Here is an 18867-nt window from a genome sequence, read left to right as displayed (position 1 = left end):
TGGATTCCATGATAGACAGTCCCTTATGAAGATCCTACACGCCTTCTGGCAACCCGATCAGGACGCGACCTTCGTTCAAAGAGGCAATCTCTGGCTGTGGACGGAGACTCTGCCAGGCCGCCGCTCCGGACGCACCCAGGCCGGAACCTGGCACCCCTTCCAGCTGGACTCCAACGGCTGGGCCGAGCTCCTGGACACCCTGGGCATGATGCCTCCATCCGGACGCATCATGCCGCTCCTGGAATCGCGCCCGCTCTGGCTGCCGAGCACGGAGAAGGCACCGCTGCCATCGCACCAGCTGGCCAAATCCTGGCCCGAATCGATCGAGACCGAACCCTCCGCCATCAAACCCTGGGATGTGGACTGCTTCCGGCTCGACACCCCCATCAAACAGCTGGCGGACATCCATTTCCTCGCCTTCTACAAGGCGGAGGGGCTGGAGCCGGGCAGCGACTTCCTCTTCTGGTACTGGCTGACCCAGAACCTCAAGCGCCTGCTGATCCGCGACCAGTATCTGCCGGCACTCGTCTACCACCAGCCGCCGACGCCCAAGGGCAAACGCAAGGCGCCCCCCTTCGAGATCCACAGCGCCTGGGAATGGAGTTCGGACGAGTACGACCGGCTCATCGCCGACGCCGCCGAGCGCATGCCGGCCGCCTGCGCGGCGGGCATGGAGGGACTGGCCGACCCGGAGTCATTGCTGCGCCATGTCAGCGAGGTGCTGCTCGACCGCCTGCTGCGTCGGCTGACCTTGCCAGCCACCTTCCGCAAGAGGATCGAGCGCACCCTGCTCGACGCCTGTCTCACGCCCTCCGCGAAACCGGCTCCCTGGCCGGCACCGGGCACCGGACTGGACCACTACCGTCACTGGCACCGGTGGCGCCAACGCATTCGGGGCAGCGGCCGCGACGCCTCCTTCACGCTCGGCTTCCGGCTGATCGAGCCGCCGGACGCATCGGAGGACGACTGGTCGCTGGAGTTCGTGGCCATCCCCGGGGAGGATCCCTCACAGCGCCTTCCGCTCGCGGACTATTGGTCGCTTCCGGCTAAGGAGCGCGAGCAGGCCCGCCGCCAGCTCGGCGCCGATTTCGAGACCCAGGCACTGCTCGATCTGGGGCTCGCCGCGCGCATGCTGCCCAACCTCTGGGAGGGATTGGACACCGCGACGCCCCAGTCCGTGACGCTCGACCTGGATGCCGCCTTCCGCTTCCTCAAGGAGGATGCCTGGATCCTGGAGGACGCCGGCTTCAAGGTCGTCGTCCCCGCCTGGTGGACGCCCAAGGGACGACGCCGGATGCGCATCCGGCTACGCACCGGCGCGCCGCGCGAGAAGGCCTCGGGCAACGCGGCCGGGACCGGCATCCTCAATCTCGACAACCTCATCCAGTATCGCTATCAGCTCGCCATCGGCGACGAGACGGTGAGCGAGGCCGAATGGGAGCAGCTGGTCGCCGCCAAGACCCCATTGGTCCGCTTCCGCGGCCAGTGGGTCGAACTCGATCGCAACCAGATGCAGGAGATGCTCGCCTTCTGGCGCGAGCACGGCCAGGAACAGGCCGAGATGGATCTCCAGTCGCTGCTCCAGCGCACCGCCGGGGACGATCTCTTCGAGGTCGACCGTGACGACGCCCTGGCCGAGATGCTCGAGGGTCTGCGCGACCGCGGCCGGCTGGAACCGATCCCCGACCTCCCCGGCCTGAACGCCGAGCTGCGCGATTATCAGCGGCGCGGCGTCGCCTGGCTCGCCTTCCTGGAGCGCCTCGGCCTCAACGGCTGTCTGGCCGACGACATGGGTCTCGGCAAGACGATCCAGGTCATCGCCCGGCTGGTGCAGGAGCGCGAAGCGGGCGAGCCGCCCTCCCCGACCCTGCTGATCGCCCCGACCTCGGTCATCGGCAACTGGCGCAAGGAGGTGGAACGCTTCGCGCCCCAGCTGCCGGTGCTGATCCACCACGGCCCCGGCCGGGCCAGCGACGCCAAGACCTTCGAACAGGCGGCGGCGGACAAGGCGCTGGTCGTCACCTCCTACGCCCTGGCGCGCCGCGATCAGCCCATCCTCGCCGCGGTCGACTGGCACCGGGTGGCGCTCGACGAGGCCCAGAACATCAAGAACCCCAAGGCGGCCCAGACCAAGGCCATCGGCAAGCTCAACGCCACCCACCGGCTGGCGCTCACCGGCACCCCGGTCGAGAACCGGCTGATGGATCTCTGGTCCATCTTCAACTTCCTCAATCCTGGGTATCTCGACACCCAGGCGCGCTTCCGCAAGCGCTTCGAGCTGCCGGTGCAGCGCGACCAGGATCCGGTCCAGACCGCGACGCTCAAGCGTCTGGTCGAGCCCTTCATCCTGCGCCGGCTCAAGACCGACAAATCCATCATCCGCGACCTGCCGGACAAGGTCGAGGCGATCCAGTACTGCAATCTGGGACGCGAGCAGGCCGCGCTCTACGAGGGCGTGGTGCGCGAGGTCGAGCGCGACCTGGAGGAGAAGGAGGGCATCGAACGCCAGGGACTCATGCTCTCCACCCTCATGCGGCTCAAGCAGATCTGCAACCACCCGGCCCAGTTCCTCCAGGACGGCAGCCCATTCAGCCCCGAGCGCTCGCACAAGCTGCAGCGGCTCCAGGAGATGCTCGAGGAAGTCATGGCCGAGGGCGACAGCGTGCTCATCTTCACCCAGTTCACCGAGGTCGGCGCCGCGCTCGAGCGTCTGGTGCGCCAGGAATGGCGCCACAACGGCTTCTATCTGCACGGCGGCACCTCGCGCAAGCGCCGCGAGGAGATGATCGCCGCCTTCCAGGATCCGGCGACCGAGCCCTCCATATTCGTGCTCTCGCTCAAGGCCGGCGGCGTCGGCATCACCCTGACCAAGGCCAACCACGTCTTCCATTTCGACCGCTGGTGGAACCCGGCGGTGGAGGACCAGGCGAGCGACCGCGCCTACCGTATCGGCCAGGAGAAGCGCGTCTTCGTGCACAAGATGGTCACCCTCGGCACCCTGGAGGAACGGATCGACGAGATGATCCGCGCCAAGCAGGCGCTCGCCGGCGCCATCGTCGGCAACGACGAGTCCTGGCTCGCCCAGCTCGACAACGAGCGCTTCAAGGCGCTCATCCAGCTCAATCGCGACGCGGTGGTGGACTGACCAATGGCGACACACGGCAAGACCTGGTGGGGACAGCGGTTCATCTCGGCCCTGGAGGGCTGCATGGACCCCGGGCGTCTGCAGCGCGGACGCAGCTACAGCGGCGACAGCCGCATCCTCGACTTCGGCATCGACAAGGCATTGGTGAGCGCGACGGTGCGGGGCAACGTCAATCCCTATTTCGGCGTCTACAAGGAGCCCCACTACAAGACCCAGATCCGCCTGACACCCATCCCGGACCAGGACTGGGACAAGGCCATCGCCAAGATCGGTGCCAATGCCGCCCTGGTCTCGCAGCTGCTCATGGGCCAGATGCCGGACCGCATCGACCAGGTGTTCGCCGGCATGCGCCTGCACCTGCTGCCCCGCAGCCGCGACGACTTCGCCCTGACCCAATGCTCCTGCCCCGACTATGCCAACCCCTGCAAACACATCGCCGGGGTCTACTACCGTCTGGCCGGAATGCTGGACGGCGATCCATTCCTGCTCTTCGAACTGAGGGGCCTGTCGCGCGAGCGGCTGCACCAGTCCCTGAGCGACACCCCACTGGGCCGGGCGCTGGTCTCGGTCATGGACGAACGCGAGGAGACGATCGAACCCGCCGAGTCATTCTTCACCCGGCCGCAGCCCGCCGAGTCGGCGCCGGACTACCGGGACTTCTGGAACGGCCGAAAACGCCTGCCCACCGAGATCGAGCCGGCGACACCGCCGGTCGTACCGGGAATCCTGGTGCGGAAGGCCGGAGATTTTCCGGGATTCTGGGACCGGGAAAATTCGTTCGTGGAGGTGATGGAGGAGTTCTACGGCAGGGTGAGGACGAAAAGCAAAGGCATCTTGTAGGTATCCAATCATGGGCGGGCTCTGTTCGAGTGCCCGCCCCGCTCGGCAGCCCGAGGCTATCCCTTCGCCGACGTGATCCTGTAAAGATCTCTCTTGGGACCACCATCCTCGCCATAGCTGACCCACTTGCGATGCAGATCCAGCTGCAGCTGGACATTACGGGAGGGATCGTTCAGATAGACGGACCAGGCATCCCGGTTCGTTTCACGGAATTTGTAGGTAGGCTTCCCACTCGCGTCATACTCGGACCAGACATTGGCGCCGGTCTTGACGTACTTTCCGTTCGGCACCTGCACCTGGGACACGTTCCGACCCGTGACGGCCTTGGCGTCCGTGATCTTATATAGATCGCGCTTGGGACCACCGTCCTCGCCGTAGCTGATCCATTTGCGATGCAAGTCCAGCTGCATCTGCACATTGCGAGAGGCATCGTTCAGATAGACGGACCAGTCGTCCCGTTGCGTCTCCTGAAAGCTGAATCTGGCGTTGCCGCTATTGTCGTATTCGGTCCAGGTGCTTCCGCCTGTCTGGGCGATACTCCCGTTCTGGAACTGGACGAAGGCGACGTTGCGGCCCGTGAGCGAGTTCGAGTCCGCGATGACATGCGAGGAACCGACAGCGAGTAACGCCAGGAGGAGAAAGAAGGTCAATCGACTTGCGGCCTGCTGTACGTGATGCATAGATGCCTCTTTTTATGTGTACATGGCCGTTAACGATGTTGACTCCAGAGCAGAGGGTTTCAACCGAAAAAACCCGCTGAATAAGCGGGTTGAGCGATGTTCGCGTGCCCGGATCGGCCAGAAGCCCTGAGTCAGGTGGATCCGCCTCCGCTCGAACGGACGCGCATGAAGTCAGACCCAGTTGCCGATCTCGAGCCCCCTCACCCGCAAGAACCCCTCTGAGTGTTTCGCTATCCGAAGTCGTCTCTCTTCTGGGGCGGACAATCCTCTATCGATGCGGGAATATCCTCCGCCAGCCGACGCCCTTTGGCGAAATAGTCATCCCAGACACGCGGCCTGGGCTTATGAAGGATGCTGTCCCCCTCGCGTCGAATCTGCACTTCACCGGCTTCGATCTCGAGGTCGACAGGCACGTGTTCGACCTGATTGCCGCCGCCATTGCGGTCAGTCTTCACGAAGCTTGGGGAGGCAGGATCGGATGCATTCGACTGATTGTTGGCCATGCTATTCGCCCTGAGCAGCTGTCGTGGACATCAGCTTGGATTTCAGAAGGATGCAGGTCAACCAGCATTCGCGATAACGAACAAGCTGCCCCCTTCGCCCGACCCGATCGAACGGCCTCTTTCCCGCCCGCCCCTTCCTTTTTCGAATCGGATCGATACCTACTCCGGTATTCGTGATACGAAACCATCGAAGGGGTACTCGTGAAGATCGACTTGAACGGCAAGACGGCACTGGTCACGGGATCGACGGCCGGCATCGGACTGGCGATCGTGAAGGGGCTGGCGGCGACGGGCGCCGAGGTGATCCTCAACGGCCGCAAGGAGGCGACCGTGGCAAGGGCACTGACGGAGGTGAGAGACTCGGTGGCAGACGCGAACGTCACGGGATTCGTCGGCGATCTCGGGAATGCGGAAGGCTGCGAGGCGCTGGTCGCGGCGCATCCGAGCGTCGACATCCTGGTCAACAATCTGGGCATCTACGGTCCGCAGGACTTCTTCGAGACGCCCGACAGCGACTGGAACCGTTTCTTCGAGACGAACGTCATGTCCGGCGTGCGGCTCTCGCGCGCCTATCTGCCGGGGATGATCGAGAAGGGCTGGGGTCGGGTCGTCTTCATCGCCTCGGAGTCGGCGCTCAACATCCCCTCGGACATGATCCATTACGGATTCAGCAAAACCGCTCAGCTGTCGATCGCCCGGGGGCTCTCCAAGCGGGTCGCCGGAACCGGGGTCACGGTCAACTCGGTGCTGCCCGGCCCCACGCTCTCGGACGGGCTTGTCGAGATGCTGAAGGACGCGACCAAACCTAGTCAGTCGATCGAGGAGGCGGCGGCCGAGTTCGTCATGGCCAACCGGCCCTCGTCGATCATCCAGCGGGCGGCGAGTGTCACAGAGGTGGCCAATATGGTCGTCTACGTCTGTTCGACGCTCTCCTCGGCGACCTCGGGCGCGGCATTGCGCGTGGATGGAGGCGTCGTCGACAGTCTGGTCTGAACCGGTCGCCATCCCAGCGGGAGTTATATACCGAGACGACCGAAACTGGGCTCAGTTATCGCCCGCGAACGCAGGGGAACCGATCGACAGCGCTTCCGGCTTGAGCAGCGAGAGGGCCTATCCCCGCGAGCGCGGGGGAACCTGATCGAGAAGAAGGCCAGCGGAATCTCGCTGGGGCCTATCCCCGCGAGCGCGGGGGAACCGTCGGGGTGCTGGATGCCTGCCTGATCAACGGGGGCCTATCCCCGCGAGCGCGGGGGAACCTTCAATTGAGCGGCGAGAATATCGCATTCGATGGGCCTATCCCCGCGAGCGCGGGGGAACCGACCTGGGCACGGGTATTCGACGGGGCGAACGGGGCCTATCCCCGCGAGCGCGGGGGAACCTCTCTGAATCGAGTCGATCCGCAGCCGAATCGGGGCCTATCCCCGCGAGCGCGGGGGAACCGCGCTGAAGGCTTTCGAGTCTCATTGAGGTGCGGGCCTATCCCCGCGAGCGCGGGGGAACCCGCGGCAGGGTGATGAGATCGAAGAGCCATTCGGGCCTATCCCCGCGAGCGCGGGGGAACCCTGCCGAACTTCTCGTTGTCGATCAGCCAGAACGGCCTATCCCCGCGAGCGCGGGGGAACCACCAGTAGATCCGGCACTGACTTCGGCTACAGGGGCCTATCCCCGCGAGCGCGGGGGAACCAGATTCAACTCCCGCGATTAATCCGTATTCGTGGGCCTATCCCCGCGAGCGCGGGGGAACCGTAAAGGCGTCGAGGGCCTTGGTATCCGCTTCGGGCCTATCCCCGCGAGCGCGGGGGAACCCTGAACAGTGCGTAGCCGTCAGCCATGACGGGGGGCCTATCCCCGCGAGCGCGGGGGAACCGAATGGGCCAGCGTGACCGCCGTTCTGCGCGAGGGCCTATCCCCGCGAGCGCGGGGGAACCAGGTGGTCCGGCATCTGGCCGCGCGCGAACGGGGGCCTATCCCCGCGAGCGCGGGGGAACCCAGGCCCCGCACTACCACATCCTCTGGGACTACGGCCTATCCCCGCGAGCGCGGGGGAACCACCTTGAGGATGCGACCCTGAATCACGACCTTGGGCCTATCCCCGCGAGCGCGGGGGAACCGGCCGGCTGGGTCGGGACCGGGGCGGCGACGGGGGCCTATCCCCGCGAGCGCGGGGGAACCATGGGCGGCCTGGGTCGCCCCCGGCACCCTCGGGGCCTATCCCCGCGAGCGCGGGGGAACCAGAATTCCTCATATCGGCTCCTTACTCAGCCGGGGCCTATCCCCGCGAGCGCGGGGGAACCCCGAGATCGTCGTCGACGGGACGGATGTCGCGGGGCCTATCCCCGCGAGCGCGGGGGAACCATCAGGATCGTCTGCGCTGTCAGTTCGAATGCGGGCCTATCCCCGCGAGCGCGGGGGAACCCACAGGACCAGCAGCCCCGCCAGATTGACCACGGGCCTATCCCCGCGAGCGCGGGGGAACCTCGAGAACCCGTGACCCGTGCTGACTACGCCAGGGCCTATCCCCGCGAGCGCGGGGGAACCGAGCACGGCGGCCGCCTCGTCCTTGACCACCAGGGCCTATCCCCGCGAGCGCGGGGGAACCCGCTGCAACAGCCACACCATACGGGCGTCCGCGGGCCTATCCCCGCGAGCGCGGGGGAACCGAGGACAGCGGCATCCTGCTGTCCGCCTCGATGGGCCTATCCCCGCGAGCGCGGGGGAACCGTCGCGGATCATGCCGAGGTCAGCGATCGTCGGGGCCTATCCCCGCGAGCGCGGGGGAACCGTTCAATCGGCTTTTCGCGCGCTTGGCGTGACCGGCCTATCCCCGCGAGCGCGGGGGAACCCACGGACGCGGTTCCGCCGGACGCGGTGGGCAGGGCCTATCCCCGCGAGCGCGGGGGAACCAGTGACGTTGCTCATGACTCTTTCTCTTCTTAGGGCCTATCCCCGCGAGCGCGGGGGAACCTGTCGGCCTGCAGATCCCCGGCGGTTCCCGTCGGGCCTATCCCCGCGAGCGCGGGGGAACCCGGCGCCCAAGGCCGAGGGCGCCGCGGCGGCTGGGCCTATCCCCGCGAGCGCGGGGGAACCACTCCGGCGACGGTCCCGCCGATCCATGCCCCGGGCCTATCCCCGCGAGCGCGGGGGAACCATCCTCCGATTCGGTATCCGCCTCGGCGAGCAGGGCCTATCCCCGCGAGCGCGGGGGAACCCCTCGTTGAACTCCTCGCGATCTGAAGAGCGGGGGCCTATCCCCGCGAGCGCGGGGGAACCCCGACATCCTGGGTGGATCTGGTCCATTGCTGGGGCCTATCCCCGCGAGCGCGGGGGAACCTTCTTGGGCCAGCGAAACCGCCAGCTTCATCAGGGCCTATCCCCGCGAGCGCGGGGGAACCTCGATGCGGAAATAGGGCAGCCCGGTCAGTGCGGGCCTATCCCCGCGAGCGCGGGGGAACCCCGACGCCCGAGGTGAAGCGGTCGATGAAGGGGGGCCTATCCCCGCGAGCGCGGGGGAACCTGGAGCGCCTCCACGAGATCGGACGCCGGAATGGGCCTATCCCCGCGAGCGCGGGGGAACCCCCCGTTTACCAGAGCGCGGCGGTCGTCCGCGCGGCCTATCCCCGCGAGCGCGGGGGAACCTCGTGCCGCTGAGCAGATTCGGGTCATAGGCCGGGCCTATCCCCGCGAGCGCGGGGGAACCTTGGCATGTCTTTCTCGGCGCGATCGTTTTCTGGGCCTATCCCCGCGAGCGCGGGGGAACCCTCATGCTCCATGCCGTCGAACTCGGAACGGCGGGCCTATCCCCGCGAGCGCGGGGGAACCTTGCGCGGCGACACTAATCCATCCACTAACCAGGGCCTATCCCCGCGAGCGCGGGGGAACCGGCTCCAGAGGGAGAGAATCGGCAATGGCCGCGGGCCTATCCCCGCGAGCGCGGGGGAACCCGTCATGCCATTCGCCAGCCGGACCCCAGGGCGGGCCTATCCCCGCGAGCGCGGGGGAACCGAACGTACCTGATACCAGCGTCAAATATTTCAGGGCCTATCCCCGCGAGCGCGGGGGAACCTTCAGCTTCCTGGCACGACCAGCCTAGATGGAGGGCCTATCCCCGCGAGCGCGGGGGAACCTCTTACAGTTAAACCCATGCACTGCAAGAGAAAACAGACAAATAGACTAAATTGCCAAAGAACGAATTCACAACGACTTTCGCACCAACCACAGCCCATCTACATCAACCAACTCCTTCGGTGGCGTTCCGAGCGTGGCTATCCCGATACCTCCGGTCGCCTTCACATCGCGCCAAACCATCACGATGCTTCCTTGCGGTTCAGCTTTGTGCCAATCGGAGAGTACCTTCCAGGTTCGGGAGCGGACACCTGGATTCATCCGTGGCGAGATGTAGACCGTCGGAGCGACTTCGAGCATCAGCGACCCAAGAAATCCCCGATATCGATCGGTAACGTCACGCGTCACGATCATGACCAGTGGCACCGGTTTCCTCCATGCGGATGACTTGCTTGATCCGGTCGATCATCGTAGGAATCACGTCCTGCTTGCGGAACACGTTAGCCGCTTCCCGCCTGACGAGCCGATCCACGGTTTGGGAATCGGTCTCCGCCTTCTTGGCAACCGTGAAGGCAATCTGGAGGGTGATGGTGTCGCGGAACAAGTCGGCGATGTCGAGGACGAACGACTGTCCCGAGTCCTCATGGATGAATCCGAGCTGCGGAATGGCCGCGACGGCCTGAACCGCGATGGCCGCCGCAGCTTGAACCGCGGTCGCGGCATGATTGATCGCCTGATTCGGAATGTCTGCCGCATTCGGGTTGGCACGGTCGTAATGACGACCTTTCCACTCGATACCGTAACGCTGCGCCATCAGCTGATAGGTAGCCTTGACGCGGGAACCCTCGATACCTCTCAAGGTGTCCAGATCTCGATGGGGCAGCACCTCGCCGAGACGTAGGGCGTACATATGTCGGGCGACGCTGATCCGGCGACGCGGATTTCCCCACAGCTCGGCTTGGCGGCGTGCGATGTCCGAACGGTCCGGCATCAAGGGCGGCGCGGTGTAGCAGCGCACGCCATCCTCGCCGACCGCAGCCATCAGGGTGCCATGTCGAGCCAACAGACGCAGTGCATCATGGGTGACGGTGCTGCCGGGTCCGAGCAGGATCATCGAGACCGTTTGATGCGGAATCTGCACCGAGTATGGCTTCAGCGAGTCCTTACCCTGGAAGAAATGCAGACAGCCGTCGATCACGCACAGCTCGCCACGCTCGAACCAGATCAGCCCATGCCGATCGGCATGCGGCATCCGCGCCGTTTCGAGACCCAATCGCCCCTTCAGCATGAGCGGGCCGGCTTCAGCAACAGCATCCCAAAGCCGAAGGCGCGGTGGCGGCCAATCCCGCGCCGTAACAGCCGGGTAAAGGCATCGCTGTCGCCAACGCGCAATAGGCCTTTGAACACCGCATCCGGGCCAGCAAGTGGCCGCGCTTTGCGCTGCCCCGCCTCATCGACTCGGCCACGCCGGATCACACGACTCAGCCGAAAGGCATCCATGCCGACTGTTAGCAACTGTGCCGCATCCTGTTCGGCAAACTGCTTGCGCAGCCACTCCGCGTAGATCGTTTCGCGGCCGATCGGCTGTTCAGCCGAGGGTTCTGCTTCGACGGCATGCAGGAAGACATCTCGCTCGCGCCCCTCTTTCGACCGAAGCACGGGACGTACCCGAACCTCGAACCCCAGGGGCTGCCCCCTGGTCCAGGAGGTTGGAAAGGCTCGCACGGCGAGGCCGTCCAAGCCCAGCGCCTGCGCCACGTCGGGAGTCGCCAGTGCGGCATCGTCGCGGAGTGCTTCCGGGGATTGGCCCGAGTAGGCCAAGAGTCCTTGCCGCCCGCCAAGGTGACGAAAAGGTTTCGGGGCTTGCTCGCCAAAGGCCGCCGTCAGCAGTGCATGCAAGGCATATCCATCATCACCGTCGGGCGACAGCAGACGATGGCGGGTAGCCCAGATCGCCAGGGCTTGGGGATCCGGCGCGCAGTGCAGCAAATAGAGGCTCATGCCGGACTCTCCTGGTCCTTGATCCGACCTTCCCGAATCGGCCGCCAGCCGCCGTGCACGCCACTGGTCCAGTTGCGCTCGTCACACAGCTCGACCAGGCGGTCGCCCGGCAATGTCCCCTCGCCGTCCGGCCATTGCAGCCGCGCTCCTTCTGGCAGATGAGTCGGCAAGGGCACGGAGCGCAGCACGTCCAGGACGGTTTCGCCCTCGTGCCAACCGGCGAATAGCCGGCGGCTCGGGAGACACGGCTTACGCCCGATGAAGAGTGGGCGAGCCGGATGATCGAGGGCCGCCGCAAGGTCATCGAGTGTCGGCGGCTCGTCGGACGGTTCGAGACGCAGGACGACAAGCATCGAGAGATCGGCGTGGTAGTCGCGAAAGCGGCGATGAGGACTCTGGTAGGTACCAGCCCCACCGGCCCGCTCTTCGGGTGTGCCCCATGTGGTCCAGCCTTTGTCGTCTTTCGACAATCGCGCATTCTGGTTGTCTTGCAGACGGGTTCCAGACTGCTCCATGCGTGCCCCCAAAACGAGCCGTTCCTGCAATCGACCATGGTTGCCTGTTTCCTCGCGCCGCCAGCCCAAAGCGTTGGCCAGCAAGCCAGTCACCATCGACAGCGCCGGGAAGTCGCGGATGATGCCGAAGTTGTCGATGGTCTCCCCGCCGAACGCCATCAGCGGCGCTTCCAACCGCAGAAGCAGATGGCGACTCATGTCAGCACGCCCCTTGCACGATGGCCGCGGCTGTTCGGGTGGCGAGATCGTTCAGGTTGCAGCCTTCGGCATCGGGAATCTCGACCGGATCCAGGGCCATGACACGACGAACCAGCGAGGCGCCGTAAGCCGCGTCCATCTTGGTGATCTCGCTACCGAGACGTGCGACGGCCCGCTCACGTATGGGTCTGTCGTCCCTCGCCGACAACGGCAGGGCGTCATGGAAGGCACCCGCCAGGCTGCGTGGCTGCCAGTCGCCCATCTCGACCAGCATGAGCTTCGCCCAGTCGAAGGGCGCGGTCGATCCACGCTTGGCACCCGGGCTGACGGTCGCGATCAGGTGCAAGAGGTGCTCGACGACCTTGCCGGCCAACTCGCGTTTCTCCGGTGGAGTCGTATCGGCGAAGCAGTCCTTGGCCGGGATGCCCTCCAGGTTCTCGACCAGTTGACGGACATCGACCACGACGTAGCCGTAATAGAGCCCAGAGGCCAGCTCGGTATCGAAGATGCCCGCCGAGCCGAGCTCGCCGCTTTCGACGTTCAGGTCGTCGACCACCGTGAAATAGTCGTTCTCGACCTGAGCTTCATGCACGCTGAACGCATGGGCCACGTAGACCGCCGCATCCCGGCTGGCGAGGACGTCGGAGGTGACCATTCGGCCGAACAAGGCAGACTCCAGGCCGGAGCCATGCTTGAGTGCCGCGATGTTCTTCTTCTCATCCTTGAGCATCTTGGTCACATTGGCGCGAACTGTCTTGTCGTCGGTGCCCGCCTCGACCGACTCGATGCAGCGCCGCACCAGATAGTCGATCTCGGCCTTCCCCATCAACACGGCCTGCCCGGTGTTCAGCGCCTCCTCACCCTTCATTTCCTTGCCCGCCTTGTCGACCAAGCCGCCATTGCGCAAGGCCTCCACCGCCGCTTGAGCCAGGGCCTCGGAAACCCCGCCCTCGATGATCCGCTTGCGGATCAGCTCCAGCGTTCCGCGCGAGCGGATCGCCATTGGAACCGCCAGCTCGGACAAGGCAAACCGGTCGTCCGCGATGCGCCAGTGACGCTTCAGGCATTGCGACGAGATCCGCGTCCGCATGGCGTTCCCCAACGGCAGTCGCTTGGCGAGTCCGGCGTCGTCACGATTGATCAGCGCGGCGGGATAGGTGTGCAGGCTGTGGATCTGGATGAAACGGGGTTGAGTCGTCATGGCGTTACGGTTCCTTGTGATGCATTCAAGCGGCTTGTTTGTTGGACCGGGCGACGGCGGAGAAATAGCGTCCAGCGATTTGCATTCGGATGGCCTCGGCCCGCTCCTCCTCTCGACCTTCGGACAAGATCAACCAACCCAGCTCGTGCCAGTTCGGAGCGACCTCCTTGGATGCGAGCAGACGCAGCAGGCGTGGCAGGAGTTGGCGAAAGGCATCCCCACGCGAGGTCAGGAGCTTGGTCACCCGCGACTCCGATACCCCGGCTTCGCAGAGCTGATTCCCGAACGCACCGCTGGCATGACCCGCCAGCGCCATGCCATGGGCGATCAATGCCCACCGGCGCCAGGTTTCAGGGTGCCAGTCCTCGGGATCGAGGCCGGCATGGATGAGCGCCCGTGCCAGGGCCGCGACCTGATGCGGGCGGATATCGCCATCGGGATCCAAGCGGGCCAAGGCCGCTTTCTCGCCCTTACCCAGACCATGAAGGTCGCCATCGAAGCGAGCCGCCTGGCCCATGAGTTGGGCCAGCTTGGCGATCGGCGAGCCTTCGCGTTCCGCGCTGCTTGGCGCTTGGCGCTCAGTGTCAGAGCTGGACATAGGGCGTCTCCTTGGAGTCCTTTTGCGTCTTGTAGTAATGGGCCAGGGTCGGCAGGGTCTTGTCGCTGCGCAATCCGCCATGCAGGCGGCTCATGGCGGCGGCGCGGGCGCGATAGCGTTGCTCGCCGCTGCGCGGTCCCGAGTCGAAGGCATCGGTGAGAATCGACTGGGCACGCTCGGCCATGTCCAGATACCAGCGCAAGCGCATGTTCCCCGGCTGCTCCGATTCGATTTCCTCGTTCAGTCCGAGCGGACCGCCGAAGAAACGCGCGTCTTCGTACTGCTCAAACGGCTTGGAGAATAGATTGGCCTTGTCCTTGGCGCTGTCACCGAATGTATCTTTCGGCGCACCGTTCTCGAAGAGGGTTGCCAAGGCCGTCCACAACAGGCCACGCATCTTGCCGATATCGGATACCCGCTCCTCGGCAATCTTGGCGAGCCCATCGGTCTTCTTCTGGATCATAAAACCGCGAACCTTCGGCGAGATGGGTATTCCCCGTTCGTGGTAGCCCTCGGTCTTTCCCTGTCCACGGGTGACCCCGCGCGCCAAGATGAGGATTCCCTGCTGACCATCCTCCTCGATCAATGCCTGCGCGATCGGCGATAAGAATTTCTGCCCGAACAGCAGCTCGGATGAGAGTTTGTAATCGAACCCTTTACCGGTGATGGTGAGCGCCTTGCCCGCCGCCATCTCGACAGGCATCCAGGGGTCGCCCGTGACGCCATTGCGGCTCTTGGCGTCGATACGCGGCGCCTTGCTGCCGGTTGCCAGTGCCGACACTCCATCGGTAGATTCCAGGAGACGAATTCGGCGGCAGATCTCGATGTAGAAAGGATCGAGTGCGGCAAAGGCAAGGCTGTCGGTTCCATTCCAGGGCCGCAACCAAACCAGGCCAATCCCGCCTTGCTCGCAGAGCTCCATGTCTTGCACGATTTCGGCGCGACAATCGAGCAGACGACGGACATCCCGTGCCCAGCGTCGACCCCAGCCGCCCAAGGGAACCACGCCCAACGCAGGGCGACTCGCAAATCCACCGTTCATCCTCGAGATTCCGTAGTTTCCGGCACCAAGAAATCCTTCCTGGGTTTGCAGGCTGATCAAGGCAAACAGCCAATCCTCGGGCTCACAATGCCGCATGCGAGCTGCCTTGAGGTCGTGGTTCTTCGATGTGACCAGCATGTCCAACTCATCCGGGGCGAGGAGTCGGTTCTTCCACGCCGTCAAGGTCTTCTCGGGGACAGGCGCTTGCATCAGCGCCGGGCGCTCGGGAGGCGCGATCAGACACCAAGCCGCCCCATCCGGATCATCCGGCGTCAGGGCCAAGAGCGCAGCCTTCCAGGCCGCCTCATCGGCCAAGGGCTCGGTCTGGCCAGCCTCATGCAGGGCCATCGCCGCGAGTTGGACCAGAAAGGCATGCCAGGGGTGACGCTGATGCGGCCGCAAGGCCGGAAAGTCGCGAATACGGTCCTCGGCCAAGAGGACGAAAAGATCAGGCAAGGTGAGCCGAATTCTTGTGCCGTCGGCCAAGCGGGCTCCGATCAATGTTTCTTCGAGCAGTGAATAGCGCAGCGTCATCACGAACTCCCTTGTCGGATCAGCCGTCGAGCTTCTCCAAACCCAGACGGCCGTAACGGAACTGGACATGTCCCAGATTGAAATGGACCGCTTCATCTCGGCGTTCGACCTTGGACGGCGTTGAATCGGCATCGATGCCCTTGACGAGGAAATGGCGAACCGGCAGCTGTCTCAACGGCTGGCCGAATGGTCCGGCCGGCGCCGGATCGAAGGTCAAGAGACGATCGCGCACCCCCAGACGGGTGGCGATGTCGAGATCGGTTGGGAAACCCTGCTGTTGGTCGAAGGGCTTGTCGATCTCCAGACCATGGAGCCGGGCGATGGTCCGTTCCGCCCCACCCCTTCCCTCGACCTTATTGCCCAGTAGACGCCATCCTTCGCCGAGAGATTCCATCTCGAGGAGCTGGTCGGGATGGGTCGCGGCCTCGACCAAGTGACGGTTGTCCTCGGGGATGACGACCGCCGGCCGCTCAAGGATGAGGCGGCGGGTAGCCTCAACCGTGCGCAGATCCGGATAGATACCGTCGCCATCATGAAAGGGCCCCAGGCCATGCTGGGAGGTCGTGAGCATCGGTGAAAGGTCGTGGCTCGGTGGAGTCAGAACGATCGCATGGGCGGTTCCATAGCCTGGAGGGCGCTCCTCGTCTGGGCGCGGATGGCGATGCAATCGCCCGATACGCTGCAGGAGCACGTCCATCGGACAGAGATCGGTGATGAGGAGGTCGGCGTCCAGGTCCAGACTCTGTTCGAGCGTCTGGGTGCCGACGACGATACGGGGGCCAGGTGGACGGCGCTTGCCGAGTTGGGCCTGGATTGCCGCGTCCAGCAACGGCCGGTCCTCCCGGCTGAAGCGGCTGTGATGCAGGGTCTTGGTCTCGCCGACAGCAAACAACCAATCCGATGCCTGGGGGTGTGCCTCCAGCGCGCGGAAGACGGCCAGTGCGGCGGGCACCGTGTTCCTCACGATCAGCACCTTGGCTCCAGTCGCCGCCGCCTCGATCGCCAGGAGTGCGATCGCGTCGGGCGCATCCATGAGGTCATGGAGGGACCAGGCAACCGCTTTCGGACGCGTCGTCGAAGCGATCGCGCACAGACCGCCACGGTCGGACAGTGCTGGGTAGGGAGCCTTGCAGGCAACCTCGAAGCCTGGAATCGAAGGCCGCCCCTGACTGCCGATCGCCAGATATCGGGTTCTCGCGCTGGCCCCCAAGGTCGCCGACAGCAGCAAGGCATGGCCGCCGCACGCGAGATGCGCCTGGAGCAGGCGTTCCAGCAGCAGGGTCATGTAGGGATCGGAGGCGTGGACCTCGTCGACCACCAGCAGGCTGCGGGCCAGCAGCGCATGGCGCAGATGGGCGTGACGGACCTGGAGAGCACCCAGAAGGGCCTGATCGATGGTCCCGACGGCGATCGGTGCAGCCAAGAAACGCTTGGGCGACTCTGCGGCCCAGCGGCGATGCGCCTCCGCGTCGCTCGGGTCGTCGAGCCATAGCACCTGAAAATCGGGCAATGCCTTCGGTTCTTGGCCGTCCGCGCTCGCGTAGCCCGGCAAGGCGCGCACCGCAACAGGAGGCTCGTTCGGCCACAGACGATTGACGGCCTTCAGAACGCGCTCATACACCTGGCTCGCCGAGACTCTGGTCGGCAAGGCGAAATAGAGACTGTCGACCTCGCCGCGCTGGAAGAGGTGGACGAAGCGCCACAGCGCCGCCTCGGTCTTGCCGCTACCGGTTTCCGACTCCAGGACCAGCAGTGGGCCGAGCGCAGGATCCGCCATGGCCGCCTGGATCGGATAGGGCGGATGCCCATCGAAAACCGATTCGAATCCGGGCGGTTCGATCGCGAGTCGGGATTGCCAAGGTGCCGCATCCAAGCCCAGTGCGTCGATGGCTTGATCGGCGAAGGCAGAAACCTCACGGGCGCGGTCCCCTTCACCATTGGACAGTGGAAAGAAGGCGGTATCCGATCCGAGCCAGTCGGCCAACTGGACCAGTCCGGCGAACAGGTGGCTGAAGGCCGGGGTCTCGGGAAGCGGATCGCCACCCGATGCGAAGGCATCCGGATAGAGCTCGACGACCCCTCGGCCGATCTCGGCGAGTACAGGAGCCGGGTCGTAGAGAACTTCCCCGTCCATCGCGACCACGGGTTTCCAGATCGCGCGCGTCCAATCGCCGACGCTCTCGATGATCGGGCGGCCATGGTGACTGATGCTGGCCTTGAGGAGTGGCTCGACCGCCTCGCCCCAGGTGCAGAGTGCCTCGATCGGCAAGAGGGCGACCAACTCCTGCAGAAAGGCGTCCTCGGCGAAGAGCTTGGTCGCTTCGAGCCCATGCCCGGCATGGGCGGGCCAACCGCTCGGGATGGCACCCTTATCCCATCGCTTGGCCTGGAATCCGCTGTTCGCCTTGCCGAGATCGTGGAGAAAGACCAATGCCGCAAGACGTGCCAGATCCCTTTCCGTCAGCGACCGTCCGGCAGCCCGTTCCAGAGCCCTTCGGATCGAACCGCATCGAGTCAAGCGACAGAAGCAGGCCGCCACATCCACCAGATGGTCGGTCAATGCGTGCCATGCGGTTAGGTTACGATCGGCGTCGTGCTCCAGTTTGCCAAATGCGTTTAGTTGACCGAGCCGCTTCATCAATCCCCTTCCTTTGGGCGCATGTCGAAAATATCGCCACTTTTTCGTTCACGCTTTGTAGCAGAATAATTCCTCCAGGTAACCATGTGCCGTTCAATCTGTGGCGGATGCGACCATCAGACTTTAAACACCAACCGACCTACAATGGGATCAAACCCAATCCTGCTCGACATCTCACGAGGATCATACCGACTCCAGCGAAACCTCCTCGGTCGCGCTCCGCGCCAGCCGACCGCTGCGGCGGCGGATGATCGAAAGCGCCAGACAGGCCGCCATGAGCAGACAGACGCCGATGAGCGCCCAGAGGCCGTTTCCCGAGAAGAGCGAGCTGCCCAATACGATGACGCCCAGGCCGACCAGCGCCTGCACCGGCAGACCGAACAGCATGTAGGGAAGGAACCGCGCCCCGCCGAGGATCAGCAGGAAGCTCTGCATCAGCCAGGGCAGCGGAGAGGCGCGCATCATGACCACGACCTTCCATTCGTCGACCGGTTCGATGCGCGGGATGCGATAGCCGCGACGCCGCGCCAGGACGCACAGGGGTTTGGAGAATCCCTGTGCGACCAGATAGGACAGGGCCATGTTGGCGGCCATGCAACACCAGGAGACGAGCAAGGCGGGGCCGAGACCGTCGACGAGGCCACCGATCGTCATATAGAAGGCAAGGATCGGAAAGCCCAAAGCGGGTAGGATCGCGAAGGCGAGCATGAAGGCCCAGAGCGGCACCTGGCGGAGCCCGGCGAGGATCAGTCCCTGCCATTCGCCGACGGGAGGGATCAATCCGAGACCCTGCCCGGCCAGCACAAGCCCGATGAGGAGCGCCGCCGCCAGCACCGGGAGCCGGTATCCGGGCGGCCTCGTCCGGCCGTCGATGTTCGAGAAGTCGTTCTGAAGATCCATCGATTCCGTA

At 64.8% G+C, this 18867-nt stretch carries 14 protein-coding genes and 1 CRISPR repeat array; of the genes, 3 read left to right on the top strand and 11 right to left on the bottom strand.

The annotated features are described in order from the left end of the window. Positions 1–25 precede the first annotated feature (25 nt). Together D779_RS13725 and D779_RS13720 are read left to right on the top strand one after the other, a co-directional pair. On the top strand, positions 26–3145 hold the full coding sequence (locus D779_RS13725; RefSeq protein WP_043754940.1) for a DEAD/DEAH box helicase: 3120 nt from the start codon (positions 26–28) through the stop codon (positions 3143–3145). 3 nt (positions 3146–3148) lie between these two features. After that, positions 3149–3985, top strand: coding sequence for an SWIM zinc finger family protein (locus tag D779_RS13720; protein ID WP_043754938.1), 837 nt, complete (start codon positions 3149–3151; stop codon positions 3983–3985). A gap of 56 nt (positions 3986–4041) precedes the next feature. Here the strand turns inward: D779_RS13720 and D779_RS13715 are convergent, their stop codons facing one another. Both D779_RS13715 and D779_RS13710 read right to left on the bottom strand, forming a co-directional pair. After that, entirely contained in the window at positions 4042–4665 is a 624-nt protein-coding gene (locus tag D779_RS13715; protein WP_157726406.1) for a hypothetical protein, read from the bottom strand. A gap of 230 nt (positions 4666–4895) precedes the next feature. After that, positions 4896–5168 (bottom strand): antitoxin, encoded by a 273-nt coding sequence (locus D779_RS13710; RefSeq protein ID WP_052348133.1) that lies wholly within the window; start codon positions 5166–5168, stop codon positions 4896–4898. A gap of 201 nt (positions 5169–5369) precedes the next feature. On the opposite strand from D779_RS13710, the gene D779_RS13705 reads away from it, so the two are divergent. Continuing rightward, a complete protein-coding gene (locus tag D779_RS13705; protein WP_043754933.1) occupies positions 5370–6161 on the top strand; it encodes an SDR family NAD(P)-dependent oxidoreductase in 792 nt (263 codons plus the stop codon). A 113-nt stretch (positions 6162–6274) separates the two neighbouring features. Continuing rightward, positions 6275–9292: a CRISPR direct-repeat array (repeat unit 29 nt; unit sequence GGGCCTATCCCCGCGAGCGCGGGGGAACC). Between the two features lie 67 nt (positions 9293–9359). On the opposite strand, the gene cas2e is transcribed toward D779_RS13705, so the two are convergent. The 9 genes from cas2e to D779_RS13660 all read right to left on the bottom strand — a co-directional run bounded on the left by cas2e (position 9360) and on the right by D779_RS13660 (position 18857). Beyond that, positions 9360–9644 (bottom strand): type I-E CRISPR-associated endoribonuclease Cas2e, encoded by a 285-nt coding sequence (gene cas2e, locus D779_RS13700; protein WP_232424187.1) that lies wholly within the window; start codon positions 9642–9644, stop codon positions 9360–9362. Then, positions 9628–10482, bottom strand: coding sequence for a type I-E CRISPR-associated endonuclease Cas1e (gene cas1e, locus D779_RS13695; protein ID WP_269747391.1), 855 nt, complete (start codon positions 10480–10482; stop codon positions 9628–9630). The genes cas2e and cas1e overlap by 17 nt, the downstream gene beginning before the upstream one ends. A gap of 29 nt (positions 10483–10511) precedes the next feature. After that, a complete protein-coding gene (gene cas6e, locus D779_RS13690) occupies positions 10512–11231 on the bottom strand; it encodes a type I-E CRISPR-associated protein Cas6/Cse3/CasE (protein WP_043754928.1) in 720 nt (239 codons plus the stop codon). After that, positions 11228–11944 carry a type I-E CRISPR-associated protein Cas5/CasD gene (gene cas5e / locus D779_RS13685; RefSeq protein ID WP_043754926.1) on the bottom strand — a complete coding sequence of 239 codons (717 nt, stop codon included), beginning with the start codon at positions 11942–11944 and terminating at the stop codon, positions 11228–11230. Before cas5e ends, cas6e begins: the two co-directional genes overlap by 4 nt. 1 nt (position 11945) lies before the next feature. Then, on the bottom strand, positions 11946–13145 hold the full coding sequence (cas7e, locus tag D779_RS13680) for a type I-E CRISPR-associated protein Cas7/Cse4/CasC (RefSeq protein ID WP_043754924.1): 1200 nt from the start codon (positions 13143–13145) through the stop codon (positions 11946–11948). A gap of 25 nt (positions 13146–13170) precedes the next feature. Beyond that, complete coding sequence (gene casB / locus D779_RS13675; protein ID WP_043754921.1) at positions 13171–13743, bottom strand: type I-E CRISPR-associated protein Cse2/CasB; 573 nt, start codon at positions 13741–13743, stop codon at positions 13171–13173. Then, positions 13730–15319, bottom strand: coding sequence for a CRISPR-associated protein Cse1 (locus tag D779_RS13670; protein ID WP_043754920.1), 1590 nt, complete (start codon positions 15317–15319; stop codon positions 13730–13732). Before D779_RS13670 ends, casB begins: the two co-directional genes overlap by 14 nt. 19 nt (positions 15320–15338) lie before the next feature. Then, the gene (locus tag D779_RS13665) at positions 15339–17957 is read right to left on the bottom strand and encodes a CRISPR-associated helicase/endonuclease Cas3 (RefSeq protein WP_043754916.1); all 2619 of its coding nucleotides are present in this window, start codon (positions 17955–17957) and stop codon (positions 15339–15341) included. A gap of 183 nt (positions 17958–18140) precedes the next feature. Beyond that, entirely contained in the window at positions 18141–18857 is a 717-nt protein-coding gene (locus D779_RS13660; RefSeq protein WP_157726405.1) for a TVP38/TMEM64 family protein, read from the bottom strand. Positions 18858–18867 lie beyond the last annotated feature (10 nt).

The sequence above is a fragment of the Imhoffiella purpurea genome (assembly GCF_000585215.1).
GTDB classification, from domain to species: Bacteria; Pseudomonadota; Gammaproteobacteria; order Chromatiales; family Chromatiaceae; genus Imhoffiella; species Imhoffiella purpurea.
This window is presented reverse-complemented; position numbering and strand designations above follow the sequence as displayed.